We start from the raw sequence: 16,336 nt of genomic DNA, 5'->3' as shown, positions 1-16,336 counted from the left end.
CGGCGGGGCCGGTTGCGCCATGGTGGCCGCAGGGCAGGGCGGGTGCATGCAGGATGAAACGGCGGTCCCATAGGGCCCCGGCCGTGGCGGCTATCGGGGGCGCAAGGGCTGCTTCCTCACGGGCCACGAGCCACTGCCCCGCCCGCCATGGCATGAGGGCGACCCCGGCCAGTGTTGCCGCCCGGGGCCGGGCCGCAAGGGCTGCCACCGCCTCGCGCGCCGGGGCATAATCCCGCCCGCCGACCGCGCGGATCAGGGCCGACAGCAGCCGTGGCGGCGCCAGACCGGGGGGCAGCACCACCCAGCCACCGGGGTGAAAGCGGGCATGGGCGGCCAGCCAGCATGCATCCTGCCCGTCGCGGGCCTGACGGGCCTGCCCGGCCTGCCCGGCCTCGGCCAGAAGCGTGCCTGCGAGGGAGGAATCCGCTGCCAGGGTGTGGCGCGCCCGGGCGCGGGCCGTGCGCAGGTCGGCGTTGGAGGGGTCTTCCACCCAGTTCACCCCCGCTGCCCGCACCGTGGCGTAAAGGGCTGCCTTGCCCATGCCCAGCAGCGGGCGGACAAGGCGCACATCCGCCATGTCCGTTGCCACCGCCATGGCGGCCAGCCCGTCATCGCCGCTTGCGGCCTGCTGGCGCATGAGCACGGTTTCCGCCTGATCGCCCGCATGGTGGGCCACCAGCAGGTCAAGCGCACCAAGGGTGCGGCAGGCGGCGAACAGGGCCTGATAGCGCATGCGCCGGGCGCGCTCGGCCATGCGGGGGCCGCGCGCCAGCCCCTCGAGCACCAGCAGGCGGGCCGGCATGCCCAGCCGGGCCAGGCGGGCCACCGTCTGCTCGGCCTCACGCCGCGACTCGGCACGCAGGCCATGGTCCACCACCAGCCCCACCACGTCACGCCGCCAGCCCCGTGCCAGAATGGCCAGCGCCATGCTGTCTGCCCCGCCTGATACCGCAACGCAGACAGGCACGCCCTGCCCCGGCCAGGGACCCAGCGCGGCCATGCGGGCGGCAAAACAGGCCGGGCTGACCGGTGCGGAAGGCTGCATGTGCCCTACAGGCAATCAGCTACATTTGGCGCGCTTGCGGTACACCTGCTCGGCGGCCTTGATGCGCGGGGCGGGGGTGGGGAATTCACTCGCAAGCTTGTCCAGCGCCTGGCAGGCGGAGGCCTTGTCGTTCAGCGCCACCAGTGTTGCCGCAACCCCCAGCAGGGCACTGGGCGCGCGCTGGCCGTGTGGCGCACGGTTATAGGTATCGTAATAGGCCAGGGCGGACTGGCGATACTGCTTCTGCCCCGCCAGCGACTGGGCCAGCAGATACTGTGCATCAATCTGCCTGGCAGATTTGGGGCCTGACAGCACCTGCTGCGCATCGGCCTGCGCCGTGGCGTAATCATGCTGCAACAGCGCATCATTACCCGCCTTGAGCACGTCATCGGGACTGCGCTTGGCCGTGGTGGGGGCCGGGGCCGTTGGCGTCACGCCAGCAGCCGCCGTGACCGGGGCCGGCACCGCCGGGGCGGCATGGCCATGCTGCTGCATGGCAAAATTCATGTCATCGATCTGCTTGCTCATGGCGGCATTCTGCTGCTGCACCTGATTGGTGAGCTGATCGATCTGCCCACGCATCTCGCGCGTCTGCTCTTCGAGCGTGTTGACCCGGTCAAGCAGTTGCAGGGTAAGGTTGCCATTGTCGCTTGCGCGCGCACTGGCCAGACAGGCCAGCGAGACGCCACCTGCCAGCATGCCAACCCGCCCCCAGCGTGAAAACCGGCCAGGAACCGCAAGGAAACACGACATAACAGACCGCATGGACCATACCCTTCAAGCAATACGACGCACGTCTACCTAAAACAAAACCGGCCGAGCGATAAGCGCCCGGCCGGTTCCATACCGCCACACTTCGTGGAAGTGCTGGCAGAAACTTACTGCACCGCCGTGATGGCGTTGCGGTTCTGGGCCCAGGAAGCCTCGTCATCGCCAACGGCGGTCGGACGGTCCTTGCCATAGGAGATGGTGGTGATGCGCGATGCATCGACACCCTTGGCCACCAGGTAGTCATGCGCCGCGTTGGCACGACGCTCGCCCAGCGCGATGTTGTATTCCTCGGTGCCGCGATCATCGCAGTTACCGGCGATCTGCACATGCACCTGCGGGTACTTGGCCAGCCAGGCGGCCTGCTTGTCGAGCGTTGCCTTCGCATCGCTGGACAGCGTGTTCTGGTTCAGCGCGAACAGCACGCGGTCACCTGCGGTCGCGACCAGATCGGCCTCGCTGCCGGGAACGGGGCCAACCTGCTGCTGCGTGGCAGCGCCGGTGTTGGCGTTCTTGTTCGCATGGTCAGAACAGGCCGCGAGGAAGAGAGCCAGACCGGCCGCACCAAAAAGCTTCAGTTTCATTACTTTGGATCCTGGATCGGTTTCTTGTTTCGAAACCATTTGTTGAATTTCCGGATTTAAATATAGAACGGTCCCGAGTCTCGTTGCGCCCTGCCAAACAAATTGTAAAACAGAAACTCGCGATCGCTGGAAACCGCCATTAGCATAGCTGTCAAATCCGGTTTCAGTCAACGCGGAACAAACACATACCCGCCATTTGCCAAATGAGTAGGTTCTGGCGATGTGTTTGTCCAACACATTGAAAAAACTTATTTATTTAGGCCAGACCACGCCGGATCAGACGAACTGCCCGCCGGCAGGGCGCGTTCATGGAAGCCGGTGATGTCAATTGTATTGATACCTGTTGCAAATCCGGCACCATTTGCTCCGGCCGCGCTCTGGCGGCAGAAGGCCAGCACGCGCCCGTTGGGGCAGAAAGTGGGGGTTTCCACCGTAAAGCCCTGGGTCAGGATTCGCTCGCCGGTGCCATCGGGCGCCATCACGCCAAGCGAGAAGGTGCCATTGGCAATGCGCGAGAACGCGATCAGGTCGCCGCGCGGCGACCATACGGGCGAGCCGTAGCGCCCGTGACCGTAGGAAATCCGCTTCGCATCGCCGCCCGACGCATTCATGATGTAAAGCTGCTGCGAGCCGCCACGGTCGGAGTTGAACACGATCTGCGACCCGTCGGGGCTGTAGGACGGGCTGGTGTCGATCGCCCCGGACGAGGTGATCTGCCGGCGCGCCATCGTGGCCAGATCGACCACAAAGATGTCCGACCCGCTGCCGCGCGTGACCGACAGGATGACCGACTGCCCGTTGGGTGCGAAACGCGGCGCAAATGAAATACCCGTAAAGTCACCAAGCAGGCGCTGCTGCCCGGTATTGAGGTTGAACAGGTAAACACGCGGCCTGTAGTTGGCATATGACATGAATGCCAGCTCGCTATTGGCCGGGTTGAAGCGCGGCGTGAGTGTCAGCCACTGCCCGTTGGTCAGGTAGCGGCTGTCCGCGCCGTCCTGGTCCATGATGGCAAGCCGCGTGACCTGGCGCGCGCGCGGGCCGGAGCGGGCGATATAGGCGATGCGGGAGTTGAAGTAGCCCTGCTCGCCCAGCAGGCGGCTGTAGATCACATCGGCAATCACATGCGCGATGCGGCGCCAGTCCTGGCTGGCCGCGGTATAGGCCGTGCCCTGCAACTGCTTGGCCGTCAGCACATCCCACAGGCGGAACTCCACGCGCAGGCTGCTGCCCTGCTCGACCACCTTGCCGGTCATGACCGCGCGCGCGCCCATCGACTTGTAGGTGGCAAACGGGGGCGTGCCCTGCGGCATGCTGGCGCTGATGGGGCGGAACAGGCCGCAATTGCCCAGGTCAGCCGAGATCACATCCGTGATCTGCTGGGCTACGCCACCGCCAAGCGAGGGCAGGACGATGGGAATGGGGGCCGTGCGCGCCTGATCCACCGTAATTTCGGCAGCACCCGCATCCTGTGCATGGGCGGTACCTGCTGCGAATAGCGGCGTGGCCATGAGCCCCCCCGCAACGCCCGCGCCCATGAAACCACGCCGGCTGAAGGCCGATGCCAGCCGTGCGGCATCATCATCCGGGATCAATGGCTTTACGCTTGACATCATTTTCCTCTCCTCGTCTTCGCCCGCTTTGTATCAGGGACGGAATACGAATTTCAGTTGCCGGGTCTGGCCCAGCAGGTTCTGCGGAATGGGCAGCTTGGCACAGGTCGGGCTGAGCACCGCATCACGCGCCCGTTCGGCCAGCGCGCGATAGGAGGGGTCAGCCGCCATCTGTGCCTGTGTCTGCGGCGCGAAATCCACCATGCGCGCCGTGCCGGTGCCATCCACGGTCACGACCAGATGCGCCACGAACTGGGCATAATTACGCGCCGCCGTATCTTCCGAGTAGCAGCGCCGCACCGAATTGCCGATGGCCTTCTGCTCGGTGGCGGTCATGGAACTGGTAATATCGCCATCGGGCGAGCCACCGCCATCGGGGGCGCCCCCCTGCTGCGGGTTGGGCCGGGCCTTGGGCGGGTGCGTCTGCTTCTGGTCCGCGCGGAAGGTATCGAGTGTTGCCAGCAGCGAGTGCGTGTCGGGCACATGCTTCTTGGCCTCGTTAGGCTGCGTGGTGCGTGAGGCCTCCTGCACCTTGGGCGCGGCCGTGGGGTCAGGCTGCGCGGAAGGCGGCACGGGGGCATGCGCCTGCGCGGGGGCCGCCTTGGGCGGCGTGGGCGGCAGGGGCACCGCATCGGGCGAGGGCGTCTGCTCACGCGGCGGAGTTGGCGCATCCGGCACGGGTTTTGACACCTGCTGCGGCGGCGGCATGGGCGGCGGCGGCGGTGGCGGCGGAGCGGCCTCCTCGTTGGGTTCCTTTTCCGGCGGCGTGGGCGAAGGCGGGGCCTCCTGTTTTACCGGAGCGGGCGCAGGCGCGGGCCTGGGGGCTGGCTTGTCGCCCTTGTGGGGCGTTGCCGTGCCCGTATCGGCTGCGAATTCCATCTCGATGGTGGGCGGTGGCGGTGGCTCCTTGGGCACCGGCACCGGCAGCCTGAGCAGCACCGCCACCAGCAGGGCAAAATGAAGCCCGCCCGACACCAGGATGGAACGCCGCATGAGGATGCGTTCGGAACGACGCGGTGGGACCACGATCAGACGGCTCCTGGCATCAGATTCTGTTTAGTGACCGGGTGGCTGCTGGGCCAGCAGGGCCACATGCGTGAAGCCGCCCGCCGTGATCTGCCCCATGATCTGCATGACGCGGCCATAATCGATATGCTGGTCGCCGCGCACGAAGATGCGGTGCTCGCTGTCATTCTGCGCCGCCGCCCTGAGCTGGTCCACCAGCTGGTCCTGCGACACGGGTTCATCACCCAGGTACAGGTCGCCATTGGAGCGGATCGAGACCGTGATGGGCTTGGTATCGGTATTGACCGGGGCCGCATCGGTCTTGGGCAGGTCCACGTTCACGCCGCTGGTCATCATCGGGGCTGTCACCATGAAGATGATGAGCAGCACCAGCATCACGTCCACCAGCGGCGTGACGTTGATCTCGGCCATGGGGCGCCGCTTGCGCCGCCGCCCCCGCAGGTCGCCCAGGCTTGCCCCCATGTTACGCGCCCCTTTCTTCCGACTGGCGCGACAGGATGGCGGCGAACTCGGTGCCGAACGCATCCAGCCGGTCCTCGAACACGCTCATGCTGTTGCTGACCACGTTATAGGCGATCACGGCCGGAATGGCCGTGACCAGGCCGATGGCGGTGGCGAACAGCGCCTCGGAAATACCCGGCGCCACCACCGAGAGATTGGTGTTGTGCATGGCCGCGATCGAGCCGAATGCGTGCATGATGCCCCACACCGTGCCAAACAGGCCGATAAACGGCGCCACCGGCCCGATTGTGGCGAGGAAGATGATCCAGCGGTTCAGCCGGTCCATCTCGCGCGTGATCGTAATGGCCATGGCGCGGTTGACGCGGTCCTGCACGCCGCCATGCACCAGGTCGATGCCGGCAATGCGCGAGGAACGCCGCCACTCCCCCATGGCGGCGCCAAACACGGCGGCCATCGGGTGCACGGGCTTGGCGCCATCGGATTCGTACAGATCCTCAAGGCTGCCACCGGCCCAGAAGCGCTCCTCGAAATCGTTGGCCTGCCGGTTGACCCGGCGGATGGTGGTAAATTTATCAAAAATGATGGCCCAGACAATCACGCTGCTGGTCACCAGCCCGATCATGACGAGCTTGACCACGATCGAGGCGTGCATGAACAGCGCCCACATCGAAAGATCACCCGCTGCAGCACCCAGATTCGCTGCATTAACCGCTTGGTCCAAATACGCCTCCTGCCCACCTTGGCCGTTCGCTCAAACACGAAGATTGCCCGTTTGGCAAGCCACGGCCAACCTGCTTTCCGCACAGCCTTGCATCACGGTCAACCCATGACACAAAAAGAACACATGCGGTGCATGGCTTTGTAACGTTCAGGCGACCAGTCCGCGCAACAGATCACGCCATAACGGCGGAAATCGGGCGGCGCGCCCATCAGCGGCCCGCACGCAGGCCAGCCGCACATCCAGCGTGCCACAATCAAGTTTTTCAGCCGCCCCGGCCCGCTCGAAGGTCTGGAGCAGCCTGCAGCTTGCGGCGCCGAGTTCCGTCAGGCGAGTCGTAACGCGCACGATGTCATCAAGCCGCAGGGGGGCGCGGTAGTCCATGGCGGCATGGCGCACCACGAAGGCCAGGCCAAAATCGCCCAGCAGGTCAGCCGCCGAGTGGCCCTGCGCGCGGATGGCCTCGGTGCGCGCGCGCTCGCCAAAGGCAAGGTAGCGGGCGTGATAGACTACGCCGCCCGCATCCGTATCCTCGTAATAGATGCGAAAATCGATGTTATGCTGAACCATCACGCCCCTCTCCAAGCAGGTCGCCCTGGCCGGGCACGCGGGCGGGGGGCTGCAGGCCAAGATGCCGCCAGCCCCGCTCGCCCAGCATGCGCCCACGGCTGGTGCGCAGCACGAGCCCCTCCTGGATCAGGTAGGGCTCGATCACGTCTTCAAGCGTGTCACGCGCCTCGGCCAGGGCTGCGGCCAATGTCTCGACTCCAACCGGACCGCCATGATGGTATTCGGCAATGCGGCGCAGGTAGCGGCGGTCCATGCCATCCAGCCCCATCGAATCGACCTCGAGGCGCGAGAGCGCCGCATCGGCCAGCGCGCGGTCCACCGGGCCACACCCCGCCCGCGCCACGGCGGCGAAGTCGCGCACCCGGCGCAAAAGCCGGCCCGCGATGCGCGGCGTGCCGCGTGAGCGGCGGGCAATTTCCTCCGCCCCTTCCGGGGTCAGGTCGAACGCCAGCTTGCGCGCCCCGCGCGAGACGATCTGGCACAGTTCCTCAGGCGTATAGAACACCAGCCGCAGCGGAATGCCAAAGCGGTCGCGCAGCGGCGTGGCCAGCAGCCCCGCCCGCGTGGTGGCAGCGACCAGCGTGAACGGCGAGAGGTCGATGCGCACCGAGCGCGCGGCCGGTCCCTCGCCAATGATCAGGTCGAGCTGGAAATCCTCCATCGCCGGATACAGCACTTCCTCGATGGAAGGGTGCAGGCGGTGGATTTCATCGATGAACAGCACATCGCGCGGCTGGAGGTTGGTCAGGATGGCCGCCAGGTCACCCGCGCGCTGGATCACCGGCCCCGACGTGGCCCTGAAGCCCACGCCCAGTTCACGCGCCACGATCTGCGCCAGCGTGGTCTTGCCCAGGCCGGGCGGGCCATGCAGCAGCACATGGTCCAGCGCATCGCCACGCTGGCGGGCGGCGGCGATGAAGATGGCCAGGTTCTCGCGGCTGGCCTTCTGGCCGGTGAAGTCATCGAGCGTCTGCGGCCGCAGGCTGCCTTCGCCTGCGTCTTCCTCCGCCCGGCGGGCGTCGATCTCGCGCTCGGGGTGCTCACTCATCGGGCCAGTTCCTTCAGCGCGTCACGGATCACGACATCGAGGTTCACATCCCCCTCGAAGCGGTCAATCACGCGCTCGACCACAGGCTGCGCCTCCGCCCGCCGGAAGCCAAGGCCGGACAGCGCCAGCACCGCATCCGCCGCAATGCTGCGCGGCGTGGGCATTGTAATGGTCACACCCGGAACACCCCCGCCCGCAGGCGCACCCGTGGGCATGCCCTCGCACTTGTCGCGCAGTTCGGTCACGATGCGCTGGGCCAGGCGCGCGCCCACGCCGCCCGCGCGGGTGAGCATGGTCTTGTCACCCCCGCCTATGGCCATCATCAGTTCAGCAGGCGGCAGCACCGACAGGATGGCCAGCGCCACCTTGGCCCCCACCCCCTGCACGGTGGTGAGCAGGCGGAACCACGAGCGCTCCGAGGCTTCGGCAAAGCCGTAGAGCAGGATCGCATCCTCGCGCACCACGGTCTCGACCAGCACGAGGGCCAGTTCCGGCGGCTGCGGCAGGGCTGCGAGCGTGCGGCTCGAGGCCTGCACGAGGTAGCCCACGCCGCTGACATCGATCACGCAGCGATCGGACTCGACCTGCGCCAGCAGGCCGCGTAGCTGCGCGATCATGCCATCCTCGTGGCGTTGGCGATATGGATGGCGGAGGCGCGATGATGCGCGTGGCAGATGGCCACCGCCAGCGCATCCGCCGCATCGGCGCGCCTGAGCAGGGCGGCAGGCAGGATACGGCGGACCATCATGCTGACCTGCTCCTTGGTGGCGGCACCCGTGCCCACCACCGCGCGCTTGACCGTCTTGGCGCCGTATTCGGCTACCGGAATATCGAGCAGCATGGGCACCAGCAGCCCTACGCCACGGGCATAGCCCAGCTTGAGCGTGGCGGCACCGTTGCGGTTGACGTACGTTTCTTCCACCGCCGCTTCATCGGGGGCGAAGTTGCGGGCCAGTTCCAGCAGCGCATCATGCAGGTGGCGCAGCCGCTCGGGCACGCTCAGCGCCGAATCGGTGGCGATCACGCCATCGGCCACATGGCTAAGCCGGTTGCCCTGCGCCGTAATCACCCCCCAGCCCGTAAAGCGCAGGCCGGGGTCGATGCCCAGGATACGGACCACAGGCCGGGTCAGGCCGAGAGCTTTTCGGCCACGTCGTCCGGCACGTCGAAATTGGCGTACACGGCCTGCACGTCGTCATGATCTTCCAGCGTGTCGATCAGCTTGAACACGCTGCGCGCCTTGTCCTCATCGAGTTCGACGGTGTTCGACGGCCGCCAGTCCAGCTTGGCGGAGGCCGGTTCGCCAAAGCGGCTTTCCAGCGCGTCACGCACGGCAAAGAAGGATTCGACCGGGCAGGTCACCTCATGCATGCCGTCCACGGTCTCGACATTCTCGGCACCGGCCTCGAGCCCGGCCTCGATCAGGTCATCCTCGCTCGCGGCATCAAGCGGGTAGGCGATCACGCCAAGGCGGGTGAACATGAAGGAGACCGAATTCGTCTCGCCCAGCGAGCCGCCATGCTTGGAGAAAGCCGCCCGCACGTCGGATGCCGTGCGGTTGCGGTTGTCGGTCAGCCCCTCCACGATCACGGCAACGCCAGCCGGGCCGTAGCCTTCGTAGCGGACCTCGGTGTAGTCATCGCCGCCACCTGCGCCACTGGCCTTCTTGATCGCGCGCTCGACCGTGTCCTTGGGCATGTTGACTTCACGCGCGGCGGAGATTGCGGCACGCAGGCGCGGGTTCATGGCCGGGTCGGGCATGCCTTCGCGCGTGGCCACGGTAATTTCACGGATGACCTTGGCAAACTGCTTGGCGCGCTTGGCGTCCTGCGCGCCCTTGCGGTGCATGATGTTCTTGAATTGGGAATGACCTGCCATCGTTCGTCCCTGATCGTGCTGTTCTTGATTACTGTCTTGCGTATCGGCCCGGGCGGGGCTGGCCGTTCAGACCAGCCGCCCGTGGCAATGCTTGTACTTCTTGCCCGACCCGCACGGGCAGGCCGCATTGCGCGAGACCTCGCCCCAGCTTGAGGGGTCATCGGGCATGATGGCCGCGGCCCCGATCGGCTTGCCCATGGCGGGGTCGGGCAGGTTGCCCGCCGCATCGGGCATGAGGCCGGGGCCCGGCTCGTTCTCCAGCCCCGGCACTTCGGGGTCGGAATGGATTTCGGCAACGCCTGCAAACGGGTTCTCGATGGGCGGCGGCGCGATTTCCACCCGCGCCATGGAGGACGTCACCCGCGCGCGCAGGTGGTCGAGCATGGCGTGGAAAAGCTCGAACGCCTCGTGCTTGAACTCGTTGAGCGGGTCCTTCTGCCCATAGGCGCGCAGGCCGATACCCTGGCGCAGCTGGTCAAGGGCGAGCAGGTGTTCCTTCCACACCGCATCGAACGTGGTCAGCAGCACCTGCTTTTCCACAAAGCGCATGACGGAGGGGCCAAAATTGGCGGCCCGGCTGGCCTGTGCCTGGGCGGCCGCCTGCTCGATGCGCTCGGTCACCACCGTGCCATCCACGCCATCTTCCGCCGCCCACTCGGCAATGGGCAGGGTGAGGTTGAGCGCGGTCTGCACATCCTGCGCCAACTCATCCTTGAGCCACTGCTCGGGGAAGGATTTCTCGGGGATGCGGCGGGCCACGATCTCGTGGATCACGTCCTCGCGCATTTCGGTGATGATGGGCGAAAGGTCTTCCGCCGCCATGTATTCGCGGCGCTGGGCGTATACTTCCTTGCGCTGGTCGTTCATCACGTCGTCATATTTGAGCGTGTTCTTGCGCATGTCGAAGTTGCGGGCCTCGACCTTCTTCTGCGCGCGCTCAAGGGCCTTGTTGATCCAGGGATGGACGATTGCCTCCCCTTCCTTCAGGCCGAGCTTCTGCAGGATGTTGCCCATGCGGTCGGTGCCGAAGATGCGCATGAGGTCATCTTCAAGCGAGATGAAGAAGCGCGAATTGCCCGGATCACCCTGCCGCCCGGCACGGCCGCGCAACTGGTTGTCGATGCGGCGGCTTTCATGGCGCTCGGTGCCGATCACGTACAGGCCGCCCGCCTTGCGCACGATATCGTGATCGCGGGCCACGGTCGCGCGCAGGGCCTCTTCCTGCCGGGCGCGCTCCTCGGGGTCTTCAATGCCGGCCAGCTTCTGGCTGATCAGCATGTCCACATTGCCGCCAAGCTTGATGTCGGTGCCGCGCCCGGCCATGTTGGTAGCAATCGTAATCGCCCCCGGCGCGCCAGCCTGCGCCACGATCTCGGCCTCGAGTTCATGGAAGCGGGCATTGAGCACGCTGTGCTTGATGCCGTTCTTGCGCAGCAGCGAGGAGAGATGCTCGCTCTTCTCGATCGAGGTCGTGCCGACAAGCACCGGCTGGCCCGAAGTGGCGCTGATTTCCTTGATGAGGGCGGCAACCGCCTCGTATTTCTCGCGCGCGGTGAGATAGACCTCGTCATCATCGTCCTTGCGGGCGACGGGCAGGTTGGTCGGGATCTCGATCACGTCGAGCTTGTAGATATCGGCGAATTCATCGGCTTCCGTCATGGCGGTGCCGGTCATGCCCGACAGGCGCGGATACATGCGGAAGTAGTTCTGGAAGGTGATGGAGGCCAGCGTCTGGTTCTCCTGCTGCACCTCCACGTGTTCCTTGGCCTCGAGCGCCTGGTGCAGGCCATCGGAGTAGCGGCGGCCTTCCATCATGCGGCCGGTGAACTCGTCGATGATGACCACCTTGCCGCCGCTGACGATGTAATCCACATCACGCGTGAACAGCGTATGGGCGCGCAGCGACTGCTGCACGTGGTGGATCACCGCCACGTTCTGGCTGTCATACAGGCCGCCATCATGCAGCACGCCGGCACCGCGCAGCAGGTCCTCCACCTGCTCGGCACCCTTTTCGGTCAGGATGACGGAGCGGAATTTCTCGTCCTTCTCATACGCCTCGGGGTCGGCCACGAGGGCGACCATCACTTCATCGACCGAGCGGTAGAGGCCGGAACTGTCCTCCGCCGGGCCGGAGATGATGAGCGGGGTGCGGGCCTCGTCGATCAGGATCGAGTCGACTTCATCGACGATGGCATGGTGGAAGGGCCGCTGGACCATGTCTTCCACGCGGTATTTCATGTTGTCGCGCAGGTAGTCGAAGCCGAATTCGTTATTGGTGCCGTAGGTGATGTCGGCGCGGTAGGCGGCGCGGCGCTCGTCCTCGGGCATGTTGGGCACGACCACGCCCACGCTCAGGCCAAGGAAGCCATACAGCGCGCCCATCTGGGCGGCGTCGCGGCTGGCAAGGTAGTCGTTCACGGTCACGACATGCACGCCCTGGCCCGCAAGCGCGCTGAGATAGACGGCAAGGGTGGCGACAAGGGTCTTGCCCTCGCCGGTGCGCATTTCCGCAATCTTGCCATCATGCAGCACCATACCGCCAATGAGCTGCACATCGAAGTGGCGCATGCCCAGCACCCGCTTCGCCGCCTCGCGGCAGACGGCAAAGGCTTCGGGCAGCAGGGCGTCCAGGCTTTCGCCTTTGGCGATGCGGGCGCGGAATTCCGGGGTCTTGGCGGCAAGGGCGGCATCATCGAGCGCCTGGACCTGCGGCTCGAGCGCGTTGATTGCGGGCACCCGCCGCTGATACGATTTCAGCGCCCGGTCATTGGCGGTTCCGAACAGGGCGCGGGCAATACTGGCGAACATGAAGACCTTCCCGGAATGACATTCCCGTACGCCCGCAACACAGGAACTGGCGGGGACGGGGCAGGCGTGCGGATAAAATTCTCGCGCGGAGACATGAGATAGGACCCGCGCCGCCACGGGTCAACCGATGGCGCGCGGCACCATGGAAAAAGCGGGGGAAAACGGCCATCCGCCATACGGCCCTTGCAGGCCGGGCCGCCCTTCGCCATGATGCCTGCCGAACGCGTTCATAACTAGGGTTTTTTGCACATGCGGACTATCAGTCCGGCAAAGGCTGTCGCAACGATGGCCCTGCTTGCTTCCTCTTTCATCATTCCTCCTGCAATGGCGGCCTCCCCCGCGCCTGCGGCACCTGCCGCACCGGCCACGGCGGACCAGAATCCGCTGCTCGCCAGCGTGAACGGGCAGGACATCCGCCTCAATGACGTGCGGCAGGCCATGGCCACGATGCCCGAGCAGCTGCGCAAGCTGCCCGACAACATCATCGTGCCGATCCTGCTCAACCAGCTTGTTGACCAGCGCGCCATCCAGCTTGCCGCCACCAAGGCCGGGCTGGACAAGCAGCCCGACGTGCAGCAGCAGATGCAGCAGGCCGCGCAGGGCGCGCTGCAGAATGCCTACCTCTCGGCCCAGGTCGCGCCGACCCTGACCGATGATGCGGTCAAGGCGTATTACGACAAGAACTACGCCAACAAGCCGGGTGCGGAAGAAATCCATGCCCGCCACATCCTGGTCCAGACCGAGGCCGAGGCCAACGACGTGATCAAGCAGCTCAAGGGCGGCGCCGATTTCGGGCAGCTGGCCACCAAGCTGTCGAAGGATCCCGGATCGGCCAAGCAGAATGGCGGCGACCTGGGCTGGTTCAAGAAGGGCGACATGCTGCCGACCTTCTGGGATGCGGCCTCCGCCATGCAGCCCAACAGCTACAGCCAGACCCCGGTGCACACCCAGTACGGCTGGCACGTGATCCAGGTGCTGGGCAAGCGCACCGCCCCCACCCCCACGCTTGATGCAACGCGCGACCAGATCCGCCAGAAGCTGATCCAGGACGGCGTGCAGAAGGCGGTTGCCAACGCGCTGGCGCAGGTCAAGGTCGTGCGCTACGGCCCCGATGGCAAGCCCCTGCCTGAAAACCAGCCCGCCCACTAAAGGCGGCCTGCCGCGCGGCGGGGCCTGTGCCCTGCCGCGCCACCCGAGTTCCTTCTCCCCGACCCCGCACCGGAAGCCGACCGACCATGGCCAAAGCCCTGCCCGTCTCCCCCCTTGCCCAGCCCCTGCCCGAACTGCCGCCGCTGGCGGGCGTGCGTTTTGGCGCGACCGAGGCCGGCATCCGCTACAAGGGGCGCACCGATCTGGTCATGGCCGAGTTCGCACCGGGCACGACGGTGGCGGGCGTCTATACAAAAAGCAAATGCCCCGGCGCGCCGGTGGACTGGTGCCGCGCCGCCATGGCCGATGGCCGGGCGCGCGCGCTGGTGGTCAATGCGGGCAACGCCAATGTCTTTACCGGCCGGGCCGGGTTTGAAGCGACCCAGGCCAACGCGGCCGATGCCGCCCGCCTGGTCAACTGCGCCGCCAGCGAGGTGTTCCTCGCCTCCACCGGCGTGATTGGCGAGGTGCTGCCCTACCAGAAGATTTCAGCCGCCCTGCCCGGCCTGTACGCAACCCTCTCGGCTGATGGCTGGGCGGATGCCGCGCGTGGCATCATGACCACCGACACCTTCCCCAAGGCCGCGACCCGCACGGCCAGGATCGGTGACACCACGGTGCGCATCCAGGGCATTGCCAAGGGCAGCGGCATGGTCGCCCCCGACATGGCTACCATGCTCGCCTTCGTCGCAACCGACGCGAAGCTGCCCGCCAGCGTGCTCCAGTCCTTCCTGACCGAGGGCGTGAACCGCAGCTTCAACTGCATCACGGTGGATTCGGACACCTCCACCTCCGACATGGTGCTGCTGTTTGCCACAGGCCAGGCTGGCAATGCCGGGATCACCGATCCTGCCTCGCCCGAACTGGCCGCTTTCCGCGCGGCGCTTGATTCGCTGCTGCTGGAACTGGCCCTGCTCGTCATCCGCGATGGCGAGGGCGTGACCAAGATGATGCATGTTGTCGTAACGGGCGCCACCTCCGATGAATCGGCCCACAGGGTGGCGATGGCCGTGGCCAACTCGCCGCTGGTCAAGACTGCCGTGGCGGGCGAGGACGCCAACTGGGGCCGCGTGGTCATGGCAGTGGGCAAATGCGGCGAGCCCGCCAACCGTGATACGCTATCAGTCGGCATTGGCGGCACATGGATTGCACAGAACGGCACCGTGGTGCCCGACTATGATGAAACTCCGGTCGTGGCCCACATGAAGGGCCGGGAAATCGAGATCGCGATCGACCTGGGCCTGGCCAATGGCACGGCGCAGGCATGGGGCTGCGACCTGACGCATGGCTATATCGACATCAACGGCTCCTATCGCAGCTGATCGGCACCAATAAAAAGTCATAAAAGTTTTTGGGTGCCGCCTTTTTTCAAAAAGGCGGCGTTCTTTTCCAAGTTTTAGGGAAAGCTTCACCAGAAACTTCCTTATGTTTTTATACAGTCACCGGGCCTGCCTGAGGGACGGCGCTTTTTTCCCGCTTCCGCTTCGCACTGGGCAGTGGCATTGCTGTACGGGTGAACCCCTTGGCAGCCAGACAGGAATGCCCTGCATGACAAACCCGTTTTTCCGCCCTGCCTCCCCCACCGAAATCTGGACCTATGCCGGGTTCTGGATGCGCGTGGTCGCCCATGTGATCGATGCCATCGTGCTGTGGGCGGTGCTGGGGCTGATGGGCCTGCTGCTGGTGCCGCCAAGCCTTTCGGTCTCGATCTTCGACCCGCAGGCGACTGGCGGCAGCGGTGGTGACTACCGCATCTCCTACATCCAGCCCGCAAGCTACACGCAGGCCGACTACACCATCGTCTCGACCATGCCCCACCTGCACTGGAACGGGAACGGCCTGTTCGAGCTGACATCGATCCTGCTGCCCGCGCTCTATTTCATCCTGTTTGAATCCTCGCGCTTTCAGGCCACGCCGGGCAAGCTGGCCTGCCAGATGCGCGTGACCGACCTGTATGGCAACCGGATCACGCCGCTGCGGGCGGCGGGGCGCTATTTTGGCAAATATCTCTCGGCGCTGCTGCTTGGCATAGGCTTCCTCATGGTCATGTGGACGCAGCGCAAGCAGGCGCTGCACGACATTCTGGCCGGCACCTGCGTGATCCGGCGCGAGGCCCGCGCCCTGGCCCCCCAGCCCCCGCAATGGGGCTGAAAAACGCAAAAAAGGCATGCCAAGAATGCAACCATGCAGGCTTTGGCAATCTTTTGTCCTGATATTGCATGGTTTCAGGCGGTAAGGTGACATGGCCCCCTGCGCAGCGACCGGGTGGGGGGACTGTGTCATTTGGCAGGGGAGCCTGAACCCGTCCCGGCGGGGTTTTGTATTTTCAAGGAGGTGAACAATCGGCATGTCAGCCCATTTCACGACGCGCGCCCATCCCGTATCCAGACAGTCCCGACGGGGCGGCATCCTGACAGTGCTGGCGGCTTTCCTGCTCGCCCTCCTGCCCTGCATTCCCCAGGGCCACGCCGCCGATCCCGGCACGGCGGCCGCCCAGGCCACGGGGCAGACCATCACCGCCCAGCAGGCCCAGCAGGTGCTCTCGGTGATGAACGACCCGCAGAAGCGCGAGGAATTCACCAAAACCCTTGATGCCATCGCCAGGGGCCTGCCCGCGCCAGCCACCCCTGCGCCTGCCCCCGCCCCACAAAGGCCAGGTCGGCGAAC

General features: G+C 65.8%; 16 protein-coding genes and 1 pseudogene. 4 read left to right on the top strand and 13 right to left on the bottom strand.

Annotated elements, in window-relative coordinates; translation table 11 throughout:
- The 13 genes from tilS to secA form a co-directional block, all read right to left on the bottom strand.
- Positions 1-1,045 (bottom strand): tRNA lysidine(34) synthetase TilS (tilS, locus tag HNW77_RS15525; protein WP_172158864.1); only part of this gene is annotated, 1,045 nt, incomplete at its 3' end.
- Between the two features lie 15 nt (positions 1,046-1,060).
- Positions 1,061-1,810, bottom strand: a complete 750-nt coding sequence (locus tag HNW77_RS15520; protein ID WP_172158862.1) for a tol-pal system YbgF family protein — start codon at positions 1,808-1,810, stop codon at positions 1,061-1,063.
- 113 nt (positions 1,811-1,923) lie between these two features.
- A complete protein-coding gene (pal, locus tag HNW77_RS15515; RefSeq protein ID WP_130730707.1) occupies positions 1,924-2,397 on the bottom strand; it encodes a peptidoglycan-associated lipoprotein Pal in 474 nt (157 codons plus the stop codon).
- Between the two features lie 248 nt (positions 2,398-2,645).
- Positions 2,646-4,013 carry a Tol-Pal system beta propeller repeat protein TolB gene (tolB, locus tag HNW77_RS15510; protein ID WP_172158861.1) on the bottom strand — a complete coding sequence of 456 codons (1,368 nt, stop codon included), beginning with the start codon at positions 4,011-4,013 and terminating at the stop codon, positions 2,646-2,648.
- Between the two features lie 30 nt (positions 4,014-4,043).
- Entirely contained in the window at positions 4,044-5,036 is a 993-nt protein-coding gene (locus tag HNW77_RS15505) for an energy transducer TonB (protein ID WP_172158859.1), read from the bottom strand.
- Positions 5,037-5,066: 30 nt separating this feature from the next.
- Positions 5,067-5,498 (bottom strand): protein TolR, encoded by a 432-nt coding sequence (gene tolR / locus HNW77_RS15500; RefSeq protein ID WP_078524994.1) that lies wholly within the window; start codon positions 5,496-5,498, stop codon positions 5,067-5,069.
- 1 nt (position 5,499) lies between these two features.
- Positions 5,500-6,165, bottom strand: a complete 666-nt coding sequence (tolQ, locus tag HNW77_RS15495; RefSeq protein WP_241694520.1) for a protein TolQ — start codon at positions 6,163-6,165, stop codon at positions 5,500-5,502.
- A gap of 201 nt (positions 6,166-6,366) precedes the next feature.
- Entirely contained in the window at positions 6,367-6,786 is a 420-nt protein-coding gene (locus tag HNW77_RS15490) for a YbgC/FadM family acyl-CoA thioesterase (protein ID WP_172158856.1), read from the bottom strand.
- Positions 6,773-7,834, bottom strand: a complete 1,062-nt coding sequence (gene ruvB / locus HNW77_RS15485; RefSeq protein WP_172158854.1) for a Holliday junction branch migration DNA helicase RuvB — start codon at positions 7,832-7,834, stop codon at positions 6,773-6,775. Before ruvB ends, HNW77_RS15490 begins: the two co-directional genes overlap by 14 nt.
- Positions 7,831-8,451 carry a Holliday junction branch migration protein RuvA gene (gene ruvA, locus HNW77_RS15480; protein WP_172158853.1) on the bottom strand — a complete coding sequence of 207 codons (621 nt, stop codon included), beginning with the start codon at positions 8,449-8,451 and terminating at the stop codon, positions 7,831-7,833. Before ruvA ends, ruvB begins: the two co-directional genes overlap by 4 nt.
- Positions 8,448-8,954 carry a crossover junction endodeoxyribonuclease RuvC gene (ruvC, locus tag HNW77_RS15475; protein WP_172158851.1) on the bottom strand — a complete coding sequence of 169 codons (507 nt, stop codon included), beginning with the start codon at positions 8,952-8,954 and terminating at the stop codon, positions 8,448-8,450. The genes ruvA and ruvC overlap by 4 nt, the downstream gene beginning before the upstream one ends.
- Positions 8,955-8,962: 8 nt before the next feature.
- The gene (locus HNW77_RS15470; protein WP_172158850.1) at positions 8,963-9,712 is read right to left on the bottom strand and encodes a YebC/PmpR family DNA-binding transcriptional regulator; all 750 of its coding nucleotides are present in this window, start codon (positions 9,710-9,712) and stop codon (positions 8,963-8,965) included.
- A 66-nt stretch (positions 9,713-9,778) separates the two neighbouring features.
- Positions 9,779-12,520 (bottom strand): preprotein translocase subunit SecA, encoded by a 2,742-nt coding sequence (gene secA, locus HNW77_RS15465; RefSeq protein WP_172158848.1) that lies wholly within the window; start codon positions 12,518-12,520, stop codon positions 9,779-9,781.
- Positions 12,521-12,805: 285 nt separating this feature from the next.
- On the opposite strand from secA, the gene HNW77_RS15460 reads away from it, so the two are divergent.
- The 4 genes and pseudogenes from HNW77_RS15460 to HNW77_RS15445 form a co-directional block, all read left to right on the top strand.
- Positions 12,806-13,669, top strand: coding sequence for a peptidylprolyl isomerase (locus HNW77_RS15460; RefSeq protein WP_172158842.1), 864 nt, complete (start codon positions 12,806-12,808; stop codon positions 13,667-13,669).
- 86 nt (positions 13,670-13,755) lie between these two features.
- On the top strand, positions 13,756-14,991 hold the full coding sequence (gene argJ, locus HNW77_RS15455; RefSeq protein ID WP_172158840.1) for a bifunctional glutamate N-acetyltransferase/amino-acid acetyltransferase ArgJ: 1,236 nt from the start codon (positions 13,756-13,758) through the stop codon (positions 14,989-14,991).
- Positions 14,992-15,217: 226 nt separating this feature from the next.
- A complete protein-coding gene (locus HNW77_RS15450; RefSeq protein ID WP_172158838.1) occupies positions 15,218-15,820 on the top strand; it encodes an RDD family protein in 603 nt (200 codons plus the stop codon).
- Between the two features lie 196 nt (positions 15,821-16,016).
- Positions 16,017-16,336, top strand: a pseudogene (locus HNW77_RS15445) (mechanosensitive ion channel protein MscS); the annotation flags it as partial.

Origin of the sequence: Komagataeibacter melomenusus (assembly GCF_013155395.1) — a bacterium.
In the GTDB taxonomy this organism is placed as follows: domain Bacteria; phylum Pseudomonadota; class Alphaproteobacteria; order Acetobacterales; family Acetobacteraceae; genus Komagataeibacter; species Komagataeibacter melomenusus.
The sequence above is the reverse complement of the archived record's forward strand: the minus strand, read 5'-3'. Positions and strand labels throughout refer to the sequence as shown.